This is a genomic window from Streptomyces sp. NBC_01723 (assembly GCF_036246005.1).
Lineage (GTDB): Bacteria > Actinomycetota > Actinomycetes > Streptomycetales > Streptomycetaceae > Streptomyces.
On record NZ_CP109171.1, the window covers coordinates 3,962,900 to 3,980,712 of the forward strand.

The window sequence follows — 17,813 nt, forward strand, 5'->3', positions numbered from 1 at the left end:
CCGGACACCGAGGGAGGGACCACCTTGACGCAGACCATCGCCCCACGCTTCCGGACCCTGGTGCTGCTGCTCCTGGCCGCGGCCTGCGCGCTGCTCGCCGGCGCCGGACCGGCCTCCGCGCACGCCGCCCTGACCGGCAGCGACCCCCAGCAGGGGGCGGTGGTCGACCGGGCTCCGGCCCAGGTGTCGCTCACCTTCTCCGAGTCGGTCTCCGTGGACGACGACTCGCTGCGCGTCCTGGACCCCAAGGGCAAGCGCGTCGACGACGGCAGCCCGTCCGGCACGGGCGGCACGACGTACTCCGTGAAGCTGCACACCGGGCTGCCCGACGGCACCTACACGGTGACCTACCAGGTGGTCTCCGCCGACAGCCACCCCGTCGCCGGCGCCTACACCTTCTCCGTCGGAGCCCCGTCCGACACCTCGGTCTCCGCCTCCGCCCAGGAGGCGGGCGGCGGGTTCGTCGGCGCCCTCTACGGCTTCGGCCGGTACGTGTCGTACGCCGGGTTCGCCGTGCTGGTGGGCGGCGCCGCGTTCGTGCTGGCCTGCTGGCCGCGCGGCTCCGGGCTCCGCGTCGTCCAGCGGGTCGTCGTCTCCGGGTGGCTCGCGCTGACCGCGGCCACCCTCATGCTCCTGCTGCTGCGCGGCTCCTACACCGGTTCCGGGAAGGCCGGTGACATCGTCGACCTGAACCTGCTCGGCGAGGTGCTGCAGACCAAGACCGGCGCGGCGCTGGTCTCCCGGCTGCTGCTGCTCGCGGCCGCCGCTCTGTTCGTCGCCGTACTCTTCGGCGCCTACGACAAGCGGGAGGACGAGGAGAAGAGGGACCTCACCTTCGGGCTCGCGGTCGGCGGGGCCGTCGTCGCGTCGGGTCTCGCGGCGACCTGGGCGATGTCCGAGCACGCCTCCGTAGGCCTCCAGGCGGGCCTCGCCATGCCGGCCGACATCGTCCACCTGCTCGCCGTGGCCACCTGGTTCGGCGGACTCACCGCCCTCCTCGTCGCGCTGTACCGCGGCCCCGCGGACACCCCGGTCCCGGCCGTCGCCGTACGCCGGTTCTCGCGCGTCGCCTTCGGCAGCGTGGTCGCGCTGGTGGTGACCGGTACCTACCAGTCCTGGCGCCAGCTGGGCTCCTGGACGGCCTTCACCGAGACGCGGTACGGACAGCTGCTCCTCGTCAAGCTCGGACTCGTCGCGGTACTGGTCGGCATCGCCTACCTCTCGCGCCGGTGGACGGCGCAGCTGGCGGGGACCGCGAGCCCGGGCGTGGTCCGGCAGCGGGAGCAGGGGGAGAAGCGCGAGAAAGGCCGGAAGGGGGAGAAGGCGGAGAAGGAGCGGGTGGGTGTGTCGTCCGGCCGCGGGAACGAGAAGGCGAAGGGTTCCGAGAAGACGGCCGGCTCCGGCAAGGCGACGGCCTCCGGCAAGGCGACCGGTGGCTCGGAGGGCTCCGGGGGTGCCAAGGGGGCCGGTGCCGGTGCCAAGGGGGCCGGTACGGGTGCCAAGGCGGGTGGCAAGGGGTCCGGAGGCGGTAAGGGTTCCGGGTCCGCGAACGGCTCCGGCGGCTCCCAGCGTGCCGCTCAGCTCGCCCGGCAGCGCGCCGCCGTGGACGCCGCCCGGCAGAAGCGGCAGCGGGACGCCGACCCGAACCGTTTCGGACTGCGCCGCTCCGTGCTCGCCGAGGCGGGCGTCGCCGTCGTCCTGCTGGCCGTCACCACCGTGCTGACCCAGACCGAGCCGGGCCGGACGGAGCAGGAGGCCAAGGCCACCGGCGCCTCCTCCGCCACCACGCCCGCACCGTCCACCGGAGCGGTGACCCTGGACATGCCCTTCGACACCGGCTCCCAGAACGGCAAGGGCGTCGTACGGGTCGAGCTCGACCCCGCCCGGGTCGGCGCCAACGAGATGCACCTCTACGTCGAGCGCCCGGACGGGACCGCCTTCGACCTCCCCGAGGTGAAGGTCGCTCTGACCCAGGAGGCCAAGGACATCGGGCCGCTGCCCGTCGCCCCGGACCACATCACCACCGGCCACTGGTCGGCGAACGGAGTGCAGATCCCGATCGGCGGCGACTGGGAAGTCTCGGTGACCGTGCGGACCTCCGACATCGACCAGGTGACCGTCTCCAAGAACGCGCAGATCGGCTGAACCGCACCATGTCTGACCAGTCCACTCCTCACGCCCCGAACGCCGAGACCGCGGAGACCGCCGACCGCGAGGGCATCTCGCGTCGGCGGCTGCTCGGCACCGCCGGTGCCACGGGGCTCGTACTCGGCGCGGCCGGCGGCGCCACCGGCTACGCCGCCGCCCCCTCCACGGCGGCCGCCCCGCTCACCTCGCTGGGCAGCGGGCGAGCGATGTTTCACGGGAAACATCAGCCCGGCATCACCGACCCCATGCAGGCCTGCGGCCATCTCGTCGCCTTCGACCTGGCGGCCGGCGCCGGACGCAAGGAGGCCGCCGCGCTCCTGCGCCGCTGGTCCGACACAGCACGCCGACTGATGGCGGGCGAACCGACCGGAACCCGTGACACGGACGTCGCCCGGGACTCGGGGCCCTCCTCGCTGACCGTCACCTTCGGCTTCGGGTACAGCTTCTTCGGCCGCACCGGCCTGGACGGACAACGCCCGGTCGCCCTCGACCCGCTCCCCGACTTCTCCTCCGACCACCTCGACAAGAACCGCAGCAACGGCGACCTGTGGGTGCAGATCGGAGCGGACGACGCCCTGGTCGCCTTCCACGCCCTGCGCGCCATCCAGCGGGACGCCGGAGCCGCCGCCCGCGTCCGCTGGCAGATGAACGGCTTCAACCGGTCACCGGGCGCCACCGCCCGCCCGATGACGGCCCGCAACCTCATGGGACAGGTCGACGGCACCCGCAATCCGAAGCCGTCCGAGGCCGACTTCGACCGGCGGATCTTCGTCCCCGAACAGCCGGGGAAGAACGACCGGGCCTGGATGGCGAACGGCTCCTACGCCGTCGTACGCCGGATCCGCATGCTCCTCGACGACTGGGAGAAGCTCTCGCTCAAGGGTCAGGAGGACGTCATCGGCCGCCGCAAGTCGGACGGGGCGCCGCTGTCCGGGGGCGGTGAGACGAGCGAGATGGACCTGGAGAAGACGGACAAGGCGGGGAACCTCGTCGTCCCGATCAACGCCCACGCCCGCATCACCCGGCCCGACCAGAACGGCGGCGCGGCCATGGTCCGCCGCCCCTTCTCGTACCACGACGGCTTCGACGCCGACGGTGTCCCGGACGCGGGCCTGCTCTTCATCTGCTGGCAGGCCGACCCCCTGCGCGGCTTCGTGCCCGTGCAGCGCAAGCTGGACCGGGGCGACGCCCTGTCGCAGTTCATCCGGCACGAGGCGAGCGGCCTGTTCGCGGTGCCGGGCGGGGCCGCGGAGGGCGAGTACGTGGGCCAGCGGCTGCTGGAGGGGTGACCCGGCGGGCCCGGGAGCAACCGGGTCTCACCCGCGCGAGGGGCCGGCATGAGACACGTGAGCCGCGTCTCCCCGGGCCCATTAGGGTGAGGTCATGCCAGCCAGTTACGCGTATCTCGGCCCTGAAGGCACCTTCACCGAAGTCGCCCTGCGCACACTTCCGGAGACGGCGACCCGGGAGCTGGTCCCGTACGTTTCGGTCCAGTCCGCGCTCGACGCGGTGCGCACGGGCGAGGCCGAGGCCGCTTTCGTGCCGATCGAGAACTCCGTCGAGGGCGGCATCACCACCACCCTCGACGAGCTGGTCGCCGGCCAGCCGCTGATGATCTACCGCGAGGTGCTGCTGTCCATCACCTTCGCGCTGCTGGTCCGGCCCGGCACCAAGCTGTCGGACGTCAAGACGGTCACCGCCCACCCGGCCGCCCAGCCCCAGGTCCGCAACTGGCTCAAGGCACACCTCCCGGACGTCGCCTGGGAGTCCGCCGCGTCGAACGCGGACGGCGCCCGACTGGTCCAGGAGGGGCGGTACGACGCCGCCTTCGCCGGCGAGTTCGCCGCGGCCCGTTACGGTCTTGAGGTGCTGGAGGCCGACATCCACGACGCGGAGAACGCACAGACGCGCTTCGTGCTGGTGGGCCGTCCGGCCCGGCCCGCGGCCCCGACCGGCGCGGACAAGACATCCGTGGTGCTCTGGCAGCGGGACGACCACCCCGGTGGCCTGCGTGATCTGCTGGGCGAGTTCGCCACCCGGGGCATCAACCTGATGCTGCTCCAGTCCCGGCCCACCGGCGCGGGCATCGGCAACTACTGCTTCTGCATCGACGCGGAGGGGCACATTTCCGACCGCCGGGTCGCCGACGCGCTCATGGGCCTGAAGCGAACCTGCCTCCAGGTGCGCTACCTGGGCTCGTACCCGCGCGCGGAGGTCGGGGTCGCGGACGTGGACGCACTGCTACCGGGCACCTCGGACGAGGCGTTCGTCGCGGCCGCGGACTGGGTGGCGCGCTGCCAGGACGGCCGGTTCTGACGGCCGGTTCCGACGGCCGCGTCCGACCGGTCCTACCTGCTGATCTTCGTTATCCACAGGAGTTATCCACAGGTCTGCTTCTCGACCTGGGGACAAGTCGACAACGTAACGGCATTCAGTCGACATATCCCCCTACAGCCCCCCGATTCGTCCACAGAGGCCCAAGCCACCCTTCGTCCACCTGTTTCTTGCACCCCATCCTCCGGAGTGACACCGGGTGCCCCGTTTCCACTCGAAAGTGCAGGCATGGAGGGTTTGGACCGGCCGCCTCCAGAAATTGGGAATGATCACTTCCCTGAGTCCACAGATCTTTCGCACAGCCTGTGGATAACTTTTTCGGGCTGTGGATCCCTGTGGACAGTTCCGCCTCAAGTCCCGTTCCCCACAAGGAAATCCGGTCAACCCGTCGTCCCCGAGGTGCCTCGTTCCAGGGATGCCGCAGCATTTCGTTGACTGGTCGCAAGGATCGTGAGACGCGCGTTCGGCAATAGTGGGTCGAGACCCGTCACCGCACACCGGTAGCCTTGACCGCGTGATTGACCTTCGCCTGCTCCGTGAGGACCCCGACCGTGTGCGCGCCTCTCAGCGCGCCCGTGGAGAGGACGTCGCGCTCGTCGACTCCCTCCTGTCCGCCGACGAGCGACGCAGGTCGTCCGGCGTGCGCTTCGACGAGCTGCGCGCCGAGCAGAAGGGCCTCGGCAAGCTCATCGGCAAGGCCTCCGGGGACGAGAAGGCGGAGCTGCTGAAGCGCGCCGAACAGCTGAAGACCGACGTCAAGACCGCCGACGCCGAGCGCGACGCGGCCGACGCCGAGACCCAGCAGCTGCTCCAGCGGCTCGGCAACCTCGTCCACCCCGACGTACCCGTCGGCGGCGAGGAGGACTTCGTCACGCTGGAGACCCACGGCACGCACCGCGACTTCGCCGCCGAGGGCTTCGAGCCCCGCGACCACCTGGAGCTGGGCCAGCTGCTCGGCGCCATCGACGTCGAACGCGGCGCCAAGGTCTCCGGCTCGCGCTTCTACTTCCTGACCGGCGTCGGCGCGCTCCTGGAGCTCGCCCTGGTCAACGCGGCGATCGCCCAGGCCACGGCCGCGGGCTTCACCCCGATGCTGACACCGGCGCTGGTCCGCCCCCAGTCGATGGCCGGCACCGGCTTCCTCGGCCAGGCCGCCCAGGACGTCTACCACCTCGACAAGGACGACCTGTACCTGGTCGGCACCTCCGAGGTCCCCCTCGCCGCGTACCACATGGACGAGATCCTCGACGCCGACCGCCTGCCGCTGCGCTACGCCGGCTTCTCGCCCTGCTTCCGCCGCGAGGCGGGCTCGCACGGCAAGGACACCCGGGGCATCTTCCGCGTGCACCAGTTCGACAAGGTCGAGATGTTCTCCTACGTCCTCCCCGAGGACTCGCAGGCCGAGCACCAGCGCCTGCTGGAGTGGGAGAAGCAGTGGCTGACGTCGCTGGAGCTGCCGTTCCGCGTCATCGACGTGGCCTCGGCCGACCTGGGCTCCTCGGCGGCGCGCAAGTACGACTGCGAGGCGTGGATCCCGACCCAGGGCAAGTACCGCGAGCTGACCTCGACCTCGGACTGCACCGAGTTCCAGTCCCGCCGGCTGTCGATCCGGGTCCGCGAGGACAGGAAGGTGCGCCCGCTCGCCACGCTCAACGGCACGCTGTGCGCCGTCCCGCGCACGATCGTGGCGATCCTGGAGAACCACCAGCAAGCGGACGGCTCGGTGCGCGTGCCCGAGGTGCTCCGTCCGTACCTGGGTGGCCGGGAGGTCCTGGAGCCGGTGACCAAGTGAGCGACACCGCCTCCGCCACGGCCGCCGACGCCGGTGGAGCCGGGCCGTTCCCGTACCGGCTGATCGCGACCGATCTCGACGGCACGCTGCTGCGCGGCGACGACACGATCTCGTCGCGCACCCGGGACGCGCTCGCCGCCGCCACCTCGGCGGGCGCCGCCCACATCGTGGTGACCGGCCGCGCGGTCCCGTGGACCCGGCACATACTCGACGACCTCGGCTACGACGGTCTGGCCGTCTGCGGCCAGGGCGCGCAGGTCTACCACGCCGGGGAGCACCGGCTGCTGACCTCGGTCACGCTGGACCGCCAGCTGGCCGGGGTGGCGCTGGCCAAGATCGAGGCGGAGACCGGTCCGCTGTACCTGGCGGCGAGCCGCGACGGACTGGACGGCGACGTCCTGGTCGGCCCGGGGTACGAGGTCGGCGGCGATCTCCCGGCAGTGCCTTTCACCGACGCCTCGGACCTGTGGTCGGCGCCGCTGAACAAGATCTACATCCAGCATCCGACCCTGTCGGACGACGAACTGGCCGAGGCGGCCCGGCGCACCGCGGGCGGCTTCGTCACGGTCACCATGGCCGGCGCGGGCATCGTCGAACTGCTCCCCCTCGGCCTGTCCAAGGCGACCGGGCTGTCGCTCGCGGCCCGTCGGCTCGGGTTGAAGGCGGCCGACACGATCGCCTTCGGCGACATGCCCAACGACGTCCCGATGTTCGGCTGGGCCGCCCGCGGCGTGGCGATGGCCAACGCCCACGAGGAGCTGAAGGCGGTGGCCGACGAGGTCACGTCCTCGAACGACGAGGATGGCATCGCGGTGGTCCTGGAGCGCCTGTCGGGCTGACCCCCGCGGCACGGAGCCCACGAGCCGGACGGCGCCGACGTCCCCGTCGGTCGGCCCACGCGGGCATCCCGCGTGCTCGAAGCGGCCGCCCGATGCGCCGGCGCCGTCCGGCCTCGTGCATCCACCACAATGCCGCCGCGGAAAGCCGGGCGCCACTGAATAAAGGCGGACATACGCCGCGTCAGCTCCGGCGCCACCTGCGGCGTCTGCCCTTGCTGAAGAACCAACCGGCGGGCGGCTCGTCGGAGCGCCACGGCTGCGGCTCCGGCTTCTCGCGGCGCCAGCGGGCGGCGAGCATCCTGGCGCGGGCCGAGGGCTCGGCCGTGCCGGCCTCGCGCACGAACTCCTCGTCCAGGACGAGGCCGTCCCAGCCGTCGTCACCGGCGCCGTGTCCCGCGCCGCCCCTGGTGGCTTCCTCGCCGCCGTCCCGCGGCCGTCCGTGGCTGTCCTGCTGAGGTGTCTGGCCCGCCATCCCGGTCCTCCCAGCCCCGCGTCCCCGGTGTGTTCCCCGTTCTCTTCCCGGCCCAGTGTGCCCGGGCCGGGGTGAAGGGCCCGTCAGGGCGAGGCCCCGTCGGCGCGGGGCCCGCTCACTCCTCTCCGGCGAGCGTCAGCGACCTCAGCTTCTGGCCCGCGTACCAGGTGGCGAGGACGGTCACGCCCACCAGCAGCACCGTCGCGGTCGGCAGGCCGACGTCGGAGGTCACCAGGTTTCCGTCGGCGACCTTCTGGGCCACCGCCAGGGACCACTGCTGGACGCTCAGCGTGCGGGCGCCCGGCACCAGGGAGCCGAACAGGGCCTCCCACACGAGGGCGTAGACGAGCCCGAAGACCACCGCGTGCCGGGACACCGTGCCCAGCAGCAGGAAGAGCGCGGCGTAGGCGATGGAGGCGACCAGCGCGGCGATCGTGTAGGCGACGGCGATCTGCTGGCCGTTGCCGTTCAGGATCAGGCCGGCGAGGAACGTGGGTACGGCGGAGAAGACCATCGTCACCGCTATGGCGACGATCAGCTTGGTGAAGATGATCGTCGGCCGTTTGATCGGCTTGGACAGCAGGTACACCACCGAGCCGTCGTCGATCTCCGGACCGATCGCACCGGTGCCGGCGATGACGCCGATGATCGGCACCATCGTGGCCAGGGCGAAGCCGCCCAGCACGTCCGCCGCGGTCTGGTCGTCGACTCCGGCGAGCGCGCGCACCGCGACGGCGATGACGAGCAGCAGCAGGGGCAGCACGCCGAGGATGAGGGCCCGGCGGCGGCCGAGCAGGGCTCGGTAGGTGAGCCGGGCGACTGTGGGGTCGTACATTCTTCGGCCTCCTACGCCGCGACGAGGTACGAGAAGACGGACTCGAGGGACTCGTCGGACGGCGAGACCGTGAGCAGTCGGATGCCGTGGTCGCGGGCGACCTTGGGCAGCAGGGCCGTGAACCGTCCGAAGTCGACGGCCTGGACGCGGAGCGCGCCCTCGGCTAGGTCGACCTCGATGCCGGACGTGGACGGGTCGGCGATCAGCGCGGCCGCGAGAGCGCGGTCGTCGCTGGAGCGCACCAGGTAGCGGTGCGGCCGGTCGGTCATCAGGCGGCGGATCTTGCGGAAGTCGCCGCTGGCCGCGTGGCGTCCGGCGACGATCACCTCGATGTGCCAGGCGAGCTGTTCGACCTCTTCGAGGATGTGCGAGGAGAACAGCACGGTGCGGCCCTCGTCGCCCATGCGCCGCAGCAGGTCCATAAGCTGCATGCGCTGGCGCGGGTCCATACCGTTGAACGGCTCGTCGAGCAGGAGCAGGGACGGCTGGTGAACGAGGGCGGAGGCCATTTTCACGCGCTGCCGCATGCCCTTGGAGTACGTGGCGATCTTGCGGTCCTGCGCGTACTCCATCTCTACGGTGGAGAGCGCCTCCTGGGCCGCCTTGGCGCCCAGGCCGTGCAGTTCGGCGTTGGCCAGGACGAACTCGCGGCCGGTGAGGAAGTCGTACATCGCCTCCCGCTCGGGGACGATGCCGATGTGCTTGTAGATGGCCTCGTTGCGCCAGACCGGCCTGCCGTCGAGGGTGACGCTGCCGGTGGAGGGGGCGAGGAAGCCGCCCATCATGTTGATGAGGGTGGACTTTCCCGCGCCGTTGGGGCCGAGGAGGCCGGTGACGCCGGGGCCGATCGTCATGGTGATGTCGTTGACGGCGACCACGTTGCCGAACCAGCGGGAGACGTGGTCGATGCTGAGGGTGCTCACAGTCCCACCTTCTTGTAGCGGCGCATCAGCAGGCCGTAGGTGCCGGCGATCAGGCCCAGGGTGACGAGGACGAAGACCAGGCCCTCGCCGTTGCTCGGGCCGACCCCGCCCGGGAAGGCCGAGGTGGCGCCGAGGAAGGCGGACTGCACCCCGTCGATGAGGGTGATGGGCGAGAACAGGCCGATCCAGGAGACGGCCCCGGAGCTGCCCTGGACGTCGGCGATCGCCTGGAGCGTGGAGACCGCGCCGTAGGTGATGGTCAGGACGGCGATGACGGCCGCGATGCCGAAGCCGCGGCGCGGGGTGACCGAGGCGACGACCAGACCGAGACCGGCGAAGAGCAGCGAGAGCAGTGCCACGGAGACGAGTCCCTGTGCGAACCCCTTGGTCTGGTCCGCGAAGTCGAGTTTGGCGAGCAGCGCGCCCACGTAGAGCACCAGCAGGGGCGCGGCGGTGAGGATGAACAGGGCCGAGGACAGCGCCGCGTACTTCGCGCGGACGTAGTCGGAGGTCTCGATCGGCCGGGAGAAGTACAGCGGCACGGTCTTGAAGCGCAGGTCGCGCGAGACGGACTGGGGGGCCTGCGAGGCGACGTACAGGCTGATGACGGCCTGGAGGACGATCGCGTAGCGCGTGTAGTCCACGGGCAGGTCGTTCGCCTTGGTCGCGACGGCGACGGCGACCATGATGGCCGCGGGCAGGCACATCACCACGAACAACAGCATCGGCAGCACCTTGGACTTGGCCGAACGGCCGAGGCCGTAGGCGCCGCGCAGGGACTGCGAGTACAGCGAGCGGCGGGCGTAGGCGCGGCCGAGGCGGGGGCCGTCGTAGTTGCGGTAGCCGATGTTGTGGATACGGGTCTGGTCACCCGGGACCGTGGCTGTGGGCTGTTCAGCTGCCATGGCCGACCGCCTCCTTCCGTGCTTCGTCGCTGTCCTTGAAGACCTCCGAGATGTGGTGCCGGCGCTGTTCCATCCGGACCAGGCCGAGGCCGAGGTCGGCGATGACGTCCCGGACCAGGTCGTAGGTCTCCTCGCCGGAGGCGGTGAGCAGCAGCACGTGGCCGGCGCCGGGCAGGCCGCTGCCGTCCTGGACGGTCACTCCGCGCGCGTCGAGCGCGTCGCGCACCGCGCGGGTGCCGTCGGGGTGTTCGTCGGTGTCGGTGACCTCGATGGCGAGGGTCGTCGTGTTCTGCGTGAAGTCCGTGGTGGAGCTGGAGCGCAGCAGCTTGCCGCCGTCCACGACGACGACGTGGTCGCAGGTGCGTTCCAACTCGCCCAGCAGGTGTGAGGTGACCAGGACGGAGATGCCGAAGTCGGTGTGGATGCGGCGGATGAGGCCGAGCATCTCGTCACGGCCGACCGGGTCGAGGCCGTTGGTCGGCTCGTCGAGGAAGACCAGCTGGGGGTCGTGCACCAGGGCCTGGGCGAGCTTCACGCGCTGCTTCATGCCCGTCGAGTAGCCGCCTATGGGCCGGTAGCGCTCCTCGTAGAGGCCGACGTGGCGCAGGGTGTCGGCCGTACGCTCGCGCGCGGCGGTGGGGGGCAGGCCGGACATGCGCGCCATGTGGACGACGAACTCGGTGGCCGAGACGTCGGGCGGCAGGCAGTCGTGTTCCGGCATGTAGCCGACCCGCTCGCGGATGGCAGCGCCCTTGGTGGCGACATCGAGTCCGAGCACTTCGGCCCGGCCCTCGGTGGCGGGAGACAGACCCAGAAGGATCTTGATCAGAGTGGACTTGCCGGCGCCGTTGGCACCGACGAGTCCGGTCACACCGGGTCCGACATCCACGGAGAGCCGGTCGAGCGCGGTCACCCGGGGGAACCGCTTGCTCAGGCTTTCGGTCGCGATCACAGTCACATCCAAGACTGTAGTGACGAGCGCCACTGAGGTCGTCAGACCGCAGAGCCGTCTTGGAGTCAGACTCGAGTAGTACGGGCCCGTAGGGGATGCCGTACTTGAGAGCCACGGAGCGGGGGTGGAGGGCCGCACGGCCACCCTATTGACGTTGGGTCTAACAACTGGGAGATTCGGCGGCGTCACGTTACGAGCGAGTAGCACCGTCGGCGCGGACCGCGTCCGGACGGCTGGAACGGGGTGGCATGGCGACGGCAGTGGCAGCGGAACCCCGTGCGGAGCTGCGGGGATTCCGGGAGGTGCAGCGTCTCGCCTACGAGTGCGCCGAGGCGGTGGCGGCCCGGCTGACGCCGGGGGTGACCGAGCGCGAGGCGGCCCGGATGCAGCGCGAGTGGCTGCGGGAGCGGGGCGTGCGGGACTGGTTCCACCTGCCCTTCGCCTGGTTCGGCGACCGCACGGCGTTCACGGACTTCCGCGTTCCGCTCCAGTTCTTCCCCACCGGCCGCCGACTGGAGCCGGGGATGCCCTTCATCCTGGACATGGCCCCGGTGCACCGGGGCTTCACCGCCGACATCGGCTACTCCGGATCACTCGGCCCCAACCCGGTCCAGCACCGGCTGGCGGCCGACCTGGCGGCACACCGCGAGCTGATCCTGCGCGAGGTGCGCGAGCGCCGTTCGCTGCGGGAGATCTACGAGGACGTGGACCGGCTCATGGTCCGTCAGGGCTATGCCAACCGGCATCGCGCCTATCCCTTCGGCGTCATCGCCCACAAGGTGGACCGGGTGCGCGAACGGCGGCTGTCGCCACGCCTGTTCGGCTTCGGCACGCAGTCGCTCAAGGGGCTGGCGGGAGACGCGCTGCACGGCCACCGCGAGGGCTGGTCCCCGCTGTGGTCGCCCTACCGCTTCTCCGACCACCCGCCCCGCCCGGGGCTGTGGGCGGTCGAACCCCACCTCGGTTTCCGGGGTACCGGCGCGAAGTTCGAGGAGGTCCTGGTCGTCACCGACTCCACGGATCCCGCGGAGAGCGCCTTCTGGCTGGACGACGATCTGCCGCACGTGCGGCGCTGGGCGGAGGCGAAATGACGGTGCTGGACGGAGCGCGGGAGCGCTGGGTGCGCACGGGCGGGGTCGAGCTGTGCGTGGCCGAGCTGGGCGATTCGCGGCAGCCCACGGTCGTCCTGGTGCACGGCTATCCGGACAGCAAGGAGGTCTGGTCCGAGGTCGCCGGCCGCCTCGCCGACCGTTTTCACGTGGTGCTCTACGACGTCCGGGGTCACGGCCGGTCCTCGGCGCCGAGCCCGCTGCGCGGCGGGTTCACCCTGGAGAAGCTGACGGACGACTTCATGGCGGTGGCGGACGCGGTCAGCCCGGACCGGCCCGTGCACCTGGTGGGCCACGACTGGGGCTCGGTGCAGTCCTGGGAGTTCGTCACGGTCGGACGCACCGAGGGGCGCATCGCCTCCTTCACCTCGATGTCCGGGCCGTCCCTCGACCACTTCGGGCACTGGATCAACAAGCGCCTCAGGCGCCCCACCCCGCGCCGGGTCGGTCAGCTCCTCGGCCAGGGCGCCAAGTCCTGGTACGTCTACCTGCTGCACACGCCCGTGCTGCCCGAACTGGCCTGGCGCGGCCCCCTCGGCAAGCGCTGGCCGCGCATCCTGGAGCGCGTCGAGCAGGTGCCCGGTGGCGACTACCCGACCGCGTCCCTGCCGGCGGACGCGGCGCACGGGGCATGGCTGTACCGGGACAATGTCCGGCCCCGGCTGCGGCACCCGCGCGACGCCTACGCGCACGCGCCCGTGCAGCTCATCACGCCCCTCGGCGACGCGTTCCTGTCGGAGCGGCTCTACGACGGGCTGGAGGAGTGGGCGCCCCGGCTGACCCGCCGCACGCTGCCCGCCAAGCACTGGGTGCCGCGCACCCGGCCGGACCGGCTGGCGGACTGGATCACGGAGTTCGTCACCTCCACCGAGGACGGACGGTCCGAGGCGGCGCCGAAGGGCAGGCACGCCGACCGGTTCGGCGGACAGCTGGTGCTGGTCACCGGGGCGGGCAACGGCATCGGGCGGGCGACGGCGTTCGCGTTCGCCGAGGCCGGAGCGCGCGTGGTGGCCGTCGACCGGGACGCCGAGTCCGCCGCCCGCACCGCGGAGCTGTCCCGGCTGATCGGCGCGCCGGACGCCTGGGCCGAGACCGTCGACGTCTCCGACGAACAGGCGATGGAGAAGCTGGCGGCCAAGGTCGCCGCCGAGTACGGCGTGCTGGACGTGCTGGTGAACAACGCCGGGATCGGACTGTCGGGCTCCTTCTTCGACACCACCGCGGAGGACTGGCGGAGGGTCCTCGACGTCAACCTGTGGGGCGTGATCCACGGCTGCCGCCTGTTCGGCCGGCAGATGGCCGAACGCGGGCAGGGCGGCCACATCGTCAACACCGCGTCGGCGGCCGCCTTCCAGCCCTCCCGGGCCCTGCCCGCGTACAGCACGTCCAAGGCGGCCGTGCTGATGCTGAGCGAGTGTCTGCGGGCCGAACTGGCCGGGCAGGGGATCGGGGTCACGGCGATCTGCCCCGGCCTCGTCAACACCAACATCACCTCGACGGCGCGCTTCGCGGGTGTGGACGCCGACGAGGAGAGGCGGCGCCAGCAGCGCAGTGCGCGGTTGTACGGGATGCGCAACTACCCGCCGGAGAAGGTGGCCGACGCGGTCCTGGAAGCCGTCGTGCACAACAGGGCCGTCGTCCCCGTGACGCCGGAGGCGCGCGGCGCACACCTCATGTCCCGCTTCGCCCCACGGGTGTTGCGGCGCCTCGCACGGGTGAAGCCACCGCTCTAGTTTCCACAGGAACGCCCAACCAGCCTGTGGATAACCAGACTTGGCTGTGGATCAAACCTCGGAGGCAAAATCGATCGCGTGAAGCGTGTCTCTCTCGGCAGGCTGGTTTCATGGAACGCGAACACAGACCCGAACGCAGAAGCGAACACACCGACGACAGACGCACCGTCAAGGTGTCCAAGTACCTGTCGAAGCATCTGCGCCACGAGCCGGAGCGCATCGGGCTCACCCTCGACGAGGCCGGCTGGACCGAGATCGACACGCTGATCGCCGCGGCGGCCGCGCACGGCTTCCGCTTCACCCGCGAAGAACTCGACCACGTGGTGGCCACGAACGACAAGAGGCGCTTCGCCGTCGAGGGCACCCGGATCCGCGCCAGCCAGGGGCACAGCGTCGACGTGGATCTCGGACTGCCCGCGGCGACCCCGCCGCCGCACCTCTACCACGGGACCGTGGCCCGTCACCTGGACGCGATCCGGGCCGAGGGACTGCGGCCGATGAACCGGCACGACGTGCACCTCTCGGCGGACCGCCGGACCGCCACCCGGGTCGGTTCCCGCCGCGGCCGGCCGGTCGTCCTCTCGGTGGACACCGCCGCCATGCACCGCGACGGCCACGTCTTCCACGTCAGCGCGAACGGCGTCTGGCTGACGCGGACCGTTCCCCCGCAGTACCTGCGCTTCCCCTCCGGCCACTGACCCCGCGTCGCGCGTGGTGACAGCGGGTGATGTTTCACGTGAAACAGGACCGGCCGCTTAGGCTCGGGAGCATGAGTCTGCGTCTGAGCACCGTGATCCTTCCGTACCGCCGCTGGCACGAAGGCGGACGTTCGTCCTGGGCCCGTGCCGAGCAGCTCGGTTTCCACACCGCGTACACCTACGACCACCTGTCCTGGCGGAGCTTCCGGGACGGCCCGTGGTTCGGCGCCGTGCCGACGCTCACCGCCGCCGCGGCGGTCACCGAACGGCTGCGGCTGGGGACCCTGGTCACCTCGCCGAACTTCCGGCACCCGGTGACGCTGGCCAAGGAACTGATCTCCCTCGACGACATCTCCGGCGGCCGGATCACCCTGGGCATAGGAGCAGGCGGCACCGGCTTCGACGCCACCGCGCTCGGCCATGAGCCGTGGACGCCGCGTGAGCGGGCCGACCGGTTCGGCGAGTTCCTGCCCCTGCTCGACCGGCTGCTGACGGAGGACGCCGTCTCGTACGAGGGCGACTTCTACTCGGCCCACGAGGCGCGCAACATCCCCGGTTGTGTGCAGCGGCCCCGGCTGCCGTTCGCGGTGGCCGCGACCGGTCCGCGTGGGCTGCGGCTCGCGGCACAGTACGGCCAGGCCTGGGTGACCACCGGCGACCCGAAGCTCTACGAGAACGGCACTCCCGAGCAGTCCGACCGGGCCCTGCGGCAGCAGAGCGACAAGCTGGCCGACGCCTGCGCCGCGATCGGCCGCGACGTGGGCGAACTGGACCGGGTCCTGCTCACCGGCTTCACTCCGGACCGCAGCCGCCCGCTGGAGTCCGTCGACGCCTTCGTGGACTTCGCCGGCCGCCACCGCGATCTGGGCTTCACCGAGCTGGTCGTCCACTGGCCGATCGCCGACTCGGACTTCACCGCCGACGAGAAGATCTTCGAGCGGATCGCCATGGAGGCCCCGGCACAGCTGAGGGACTGAGAGCCATAGCTCACAGATGTGCGGACCGCCGCACGGGCGTGCACGCATGTGCGTGACAATGACCCGGTGACCTCAGCGACCCGACAGCCCGATCCCCCGGCCGCCGCCACCCGCCCGCGGCTCATCGCCACCGACCTCGACGGCACGCTGCTGCGCGACGACAAGTCGGTCTCCCCGCGCACGGTCGCCGCACTGGCCGCCGCGGAGAAGGCGGGCATCGAGGTCTTCTTCGTCACCGGCCGCCCCGCCCGCTGGATGGACGTCGTCAGCGCCCACGTCCACGGTCACGGGCTCGCCATCTGCGGCAACGGCGCCGCCGTGGTCGACCTGCACGGCGGCCCCGGCACCCACCGCTTCGTGAAAGTGCGGGAGCTGGCCCGGGAGAACGCGCTGGACGCCGTACGCCTGCTGCGCGAGGCCGCGCCCGGCACGGTGTACGCGGTCGAGCAGACGTACGGCTTCCACCAGGAGCCCGCGTACCCGAAGCTGCACATGGAGGTGCCCGACGACCTCCTGCCCGCCGAGGAGATCCTGGCCCCCGGCGGCCGCGCCGCCGACGAGCCGGTCCTCAAGATCCTGGCCTTCCACCCCGATCTGGACCCCGACGGCTTCCTCACCGTGGCCCGCCTCGCCATCGGCGACCGTGCCAACGTCACGCGCTCCAGCCCCAGCGCCTTGCTGGAGATCAGCGGACCGGAGGTGTCCAAAGCCAGCACGCTCGCCCTGTGCTGTGCCGAACGCGGCATCTCGCACGAAGAGGTCGTCGCCTTCGGCGACATGCCGAACGACGTGGAGATGCTGACCTGGGCGGGACAGTCGTACGCGATGGGCAACGCGCACCCGGACGTGATCGCCGCCGCGTCGGGGCGGACGGTCGCCAACAACGAGGACGGCGTGGCGGTCGTCATCGAGCGGCTGCTGGCCGACCTGGACTGACGGCCGGGCCCGCGTCAGGTCAGAGGGGCACTCCACGCTGCGACAGCCAGGGCACCGGGTCCAGTGCGGAGCCCATCTCCGGCGTCACCCGTACCTCGAAGTGCAGGTGCGGTCCGGTGGAGTTGCCGGTACTGCCCGACTGCCCGATCCACTGACCCGGACGGACCCGGTCGCCCTGGTCAACGGCGACCGAGGCGAGATGGGCGTACTGCGTGTAGTAGCCGCCCGCGTGCTGGACGACGACCTGGATGCCGAAGGCGCCGCCGCAGGACACCTGCACCACCCGGCCCGTACCGACCGACCCCACCGGCGTCCCGACCGGCACCGCGAAGTCCTGGCCGGTGTGCCGGTGCGCCCACCGCGAGCCGCCGCTGCCGAAGGACGCCGACAGCTCGTACGCCTCCACCGGCGCCACCCAGGGCCGGCCGACGGGCAGGTCCTGCTGGTCGAGGCGGACCGCGCCGGGGCACGAGCCGGCCGCGACGGAGGCGTCCGCCCGTCCCTCCAGCCGCGCACGCGCCGCCTCCAGCTTGCCCTCGATCCCGCTCTTCAGTGCCGCCAGGTCGGCGTTGCGCTTCTCCAGCGCCTGCCAGGCCGCCTGCGCCTTCGCCTCGTCGGCGGCGAGCCGGGCCCCGGCCCGCAGACTCTTGCCGATGGCCTTGTTGACCGCCAGGTCCGCGCGGGTGAAGGCCCGCTGACCGCGCATCAGCTCGTCCGGGTCGTCCGCGAGGAACATCCGCGCGGTCAGGGGGAGCCCGCCGCCGCCGCCGCGGTACTGGGCGCGGGCGATCCGGCCCAGGTCCGCGTGCATGGCGTCGATCTTCTGCCGCTGCTCGTCCAGCCGCTTCTCGTACGCCAGCGCCTTCGACCGCTGGGCCTCGGCCGCGCGCCGCCCCTCCTCGTACCGCTGCGTCGCTTTGGCCGCGTCCTCGTACAGGCGTGCCACCTCCGGGCCCGGGTCGGCACCCGATCCGGCTTCCGTGCCATCGGCGGGGCGGGCCGCGAGCACGGCGAGCGCGCACAGCAACACCGGAACGAGCAGCGGATGTCGGCGGGATGAGCGCATGTCAGCGATCGTGGACCGTGCGGGGCCGCCGGGTCTCCTTCACGTCGTACGAGTGGGGGAACCGTTGCTGCACACGGCGCAGCGCGGCTGCTGC

16 protein-coding genes are annotated in these 17,813 nt (G+C 71.5%); 10 read left to right on the top strand and 6 right to left on the bottom strand.

Translation table 11 applies throughout. The annotated features are described in order from the left end of the window. Positions 1-24 precede the first annotated feature (24 nt). The 5 genes from OIE75_RS18235 to OIE75_RS18255 all read left to right on the top strand — a co-directional run bounded on the left by OIE75_RS18235 (position 25) and on the right by OIE75_RS18255 (position 7,113). Positions 25-2,145 (top strand): copper resistance CopC/CopD family protein, encoded by a 2,121-nt coding sequence (locus OIE75_RS18235; protein WP_329471486.1) that lies wholly within the window; start codon positions 25-27, stop codon positions 2,143-2,145. Between the two features lie 8 nt (positions 2,146-2,153). After that, on the top strand, positions 2,154-3,437 hold the full coding sequence (gene efeB, locus OIE75_RS18240; protein ID WP_329471487.1) for an iron uptake transporter deferrochelatase/peroxidase subunit: 1,284 nt from the start codon (positions 2,154-2,156) through the stop codon (positions 3,435-3,437). A 94-nt stretch (positions 3,438-3,531) separates the two neighbouring features. Next, the gene (gene pheA / locus OIE75_RS18245) at positions 3,532-4,464 is read left to right on the top strand and encodes a prephenate dehydratase (RefSeq protein WP_122616501.1); all 933 of its coding nucleotides are present in this window, start codon (positions 3,532-3,534) and stop codon (positions 4,462-4,464) included. A gap of 532 nt (positions 4,465-4,996) precedes the next feature. Beyond that, the gene (serS, locus tag OIE75_RS18250; RefSeq protein ID WP_125491856.1) at positions 4,997-6,274 is read left to right on the top strand and encodes a serine--tRNA ligase; all 1,278 of its coding nucleotides are present in this window, start codon (positions 4,997-4,999) and stop codon (positions 6,272-6,274) included. Beyond that, positions 6,271-7,113, top strand: coding sequence for an HAD family hydrolase (locus OIE75_RS18255; RefSeq protein WP_307013680.1), 843 nt, complete (start codon positions 6,271-6,273; stop codon positions 7,111-7,113). Before serS ends, OIE75_RS18255 begins: the two co-directional genes overlap by 4 nt. A 181-nt stretch (positions 7,114-7,294) precedes the next feature. Here OIE75_RS18255 and OIE75_RS18260 read toward each other — a convergent pair whose 3' ends face one another. From OIE75_RS18260 to OIE75_RS18280, 5 genes are all read right to left on the bottom strand, one after another. Continuing rightward, a complete protein-coding gene (locus tag OIE75_RS18260; protein WP_329471488.1) occupies positions 7,295-7,585 on the bottom strand; it encodes an SGM_3592 family protein in 291 nt (96 codons plus the stop codon). 115 nt (positions 7,586-7,700) lie between these two features. Beyond that, positions 7,701-8,420, bottom strand: a complete 720-nt coding sequence (locus OIE75_RS18265) for an ABC transporter permease subunit (RefSeq protein WP_307013682.1) — start codon at positions 8,418-8,420, stop codon at positions 7,701-7,703. 11 nt (positions 8,421-8,431) lie between these two features. Next, on the bottom strand, positions 8,432-9,343 hold the full coding sequence (locus OIE75_RS18270) for an ABC transporter ATP-binding protein (protein ID WP_122616505.1): 912 nt from the start codon (positions 9,341-9,343) through the stop codon (positions 8,432-8,434). Then, positions 9,340-10,248: an ABC transporter permease gene (locus tag OIE75_RS18275; RefSeq protein ID WP_125491852.1), complete on the bottom strand. Its 909-nt coding sequence runs from the start codon at positions 10,246-10,248 to the stop codon at positions 9,340-9,342. The genes OIE75_RS18270 and OIE75_RS18275 overlap by 4 nt, the downstream gene beginning before the upstream one ends. Beyond that, positions 10,238-11,200 carry an ABC transporter ATP-binding protein gene (locus OIE75_RS18280; protein WP_307018013.1) on the bottom strand — a complete coding sequence of 321 codons (963 nt, stop codon included), beginning with the start codon at positions 11,198-11,200 and terminating at the stop codon, positions 10,238-10,240. The genes OIE75_RS18275 and OIE75_RS18280 overlap by 11 nt, the downstream gene beginning before the upstream one ends. Before the next feature lie 248 nt (positions 11,201-11,448). Here OIE75_RS18280 and OIE75_RS18285 point away from each other — a divergent pair, with 248 nt between their 5' ends. The 5 genes from OIE75_RS18285 (at position 11,449) to OIE75_RS18305 (ending at position 16,653) form a co-directional block, all read left to right on the top strand. Then, the gene (locus tag OIE75_RS18285; protein WP_329471489.1) at positions 11,449-12,291 is read left to right on the top strand and encodes a M24 family metallopeptidase; all 843 of its coding nucleotides are present in this window, start codon (positions 11,449-11,451) and stop codon (positions 12,289-12,291) included. Further along, positions 12,288-14,042 (top strand): SDR family oxidoreductase, encoded by a 1,755-nt coding sequence (locus tag OIE75_RS18290; RefSeq protein ID WP_329471490.1) that lies wholly within the window; start codon positions 12,288-12,290, stop codon positions 14,040-14,042. The genes OIE75_RS18285 and OIE75_RS18290 overlap by 4 nt, the downstream gene beginning before the upstream one ends. Before the next feature lie 110 nt (positions 14,043-14,152). After that, on the top strand, positions 14,153-14,740 hold the full coding sequence (locus tag OIE75_RS18295) for an RNA 2'-phosphotransferase (RefSeq protein ID WP_329471491.1): 588 nt from the start codon (positions 14,153-14,155) through the stop codon (positions 14,738-14,740). A 71-nt stretch (positions 14,741-14,811) separates the two neighbouring features. Then, positions 14,812-15,717 carry an LLM class flavin-dependent oxidoreductase gene (locus OIE75_RS18300; RefSeq protein ID WP_329471492.1) on the top strand — a complete coding sequence of 302 codons (906 nt, stop codon included), beginning with the start codon at positions 14,812-14,814 and terminating at the stop codon, positions 15,715-15,717. A gap of 48 nt (positions 15,718-15,765) precedes the next feature. Beyond that, positions 15,766-16,653, top strand: coding sequence for a Cof-type HAD-IIB family hydrolase (locus tag OIE75_RS18305; RefSeq protein WP_329471493.1), 888 nt, complete (start codon positions 15,766-15,768; stop codon positions 16,651-16,653). 19 nt (positions 16,654-16,672) lie between these two features. Here the strand turns inward: OIE75_RS18305 and OIE75_RS18310 are convergent, their stop codons facing one another. Continuing rightward, positions 16,673-17,719: a M23 family metallopeptidase gene (locus tag OIE75_RS18310; RefSeq protein WP_329471494.1), complete on the bottom strand. Its 1,047-nt coding sequence runs from the start codon at positions 17,717-17,719 to the stop codon at positions 16,673-16,675. Positions 17,720-17,813: the final 94 nt, after the last annotated feature.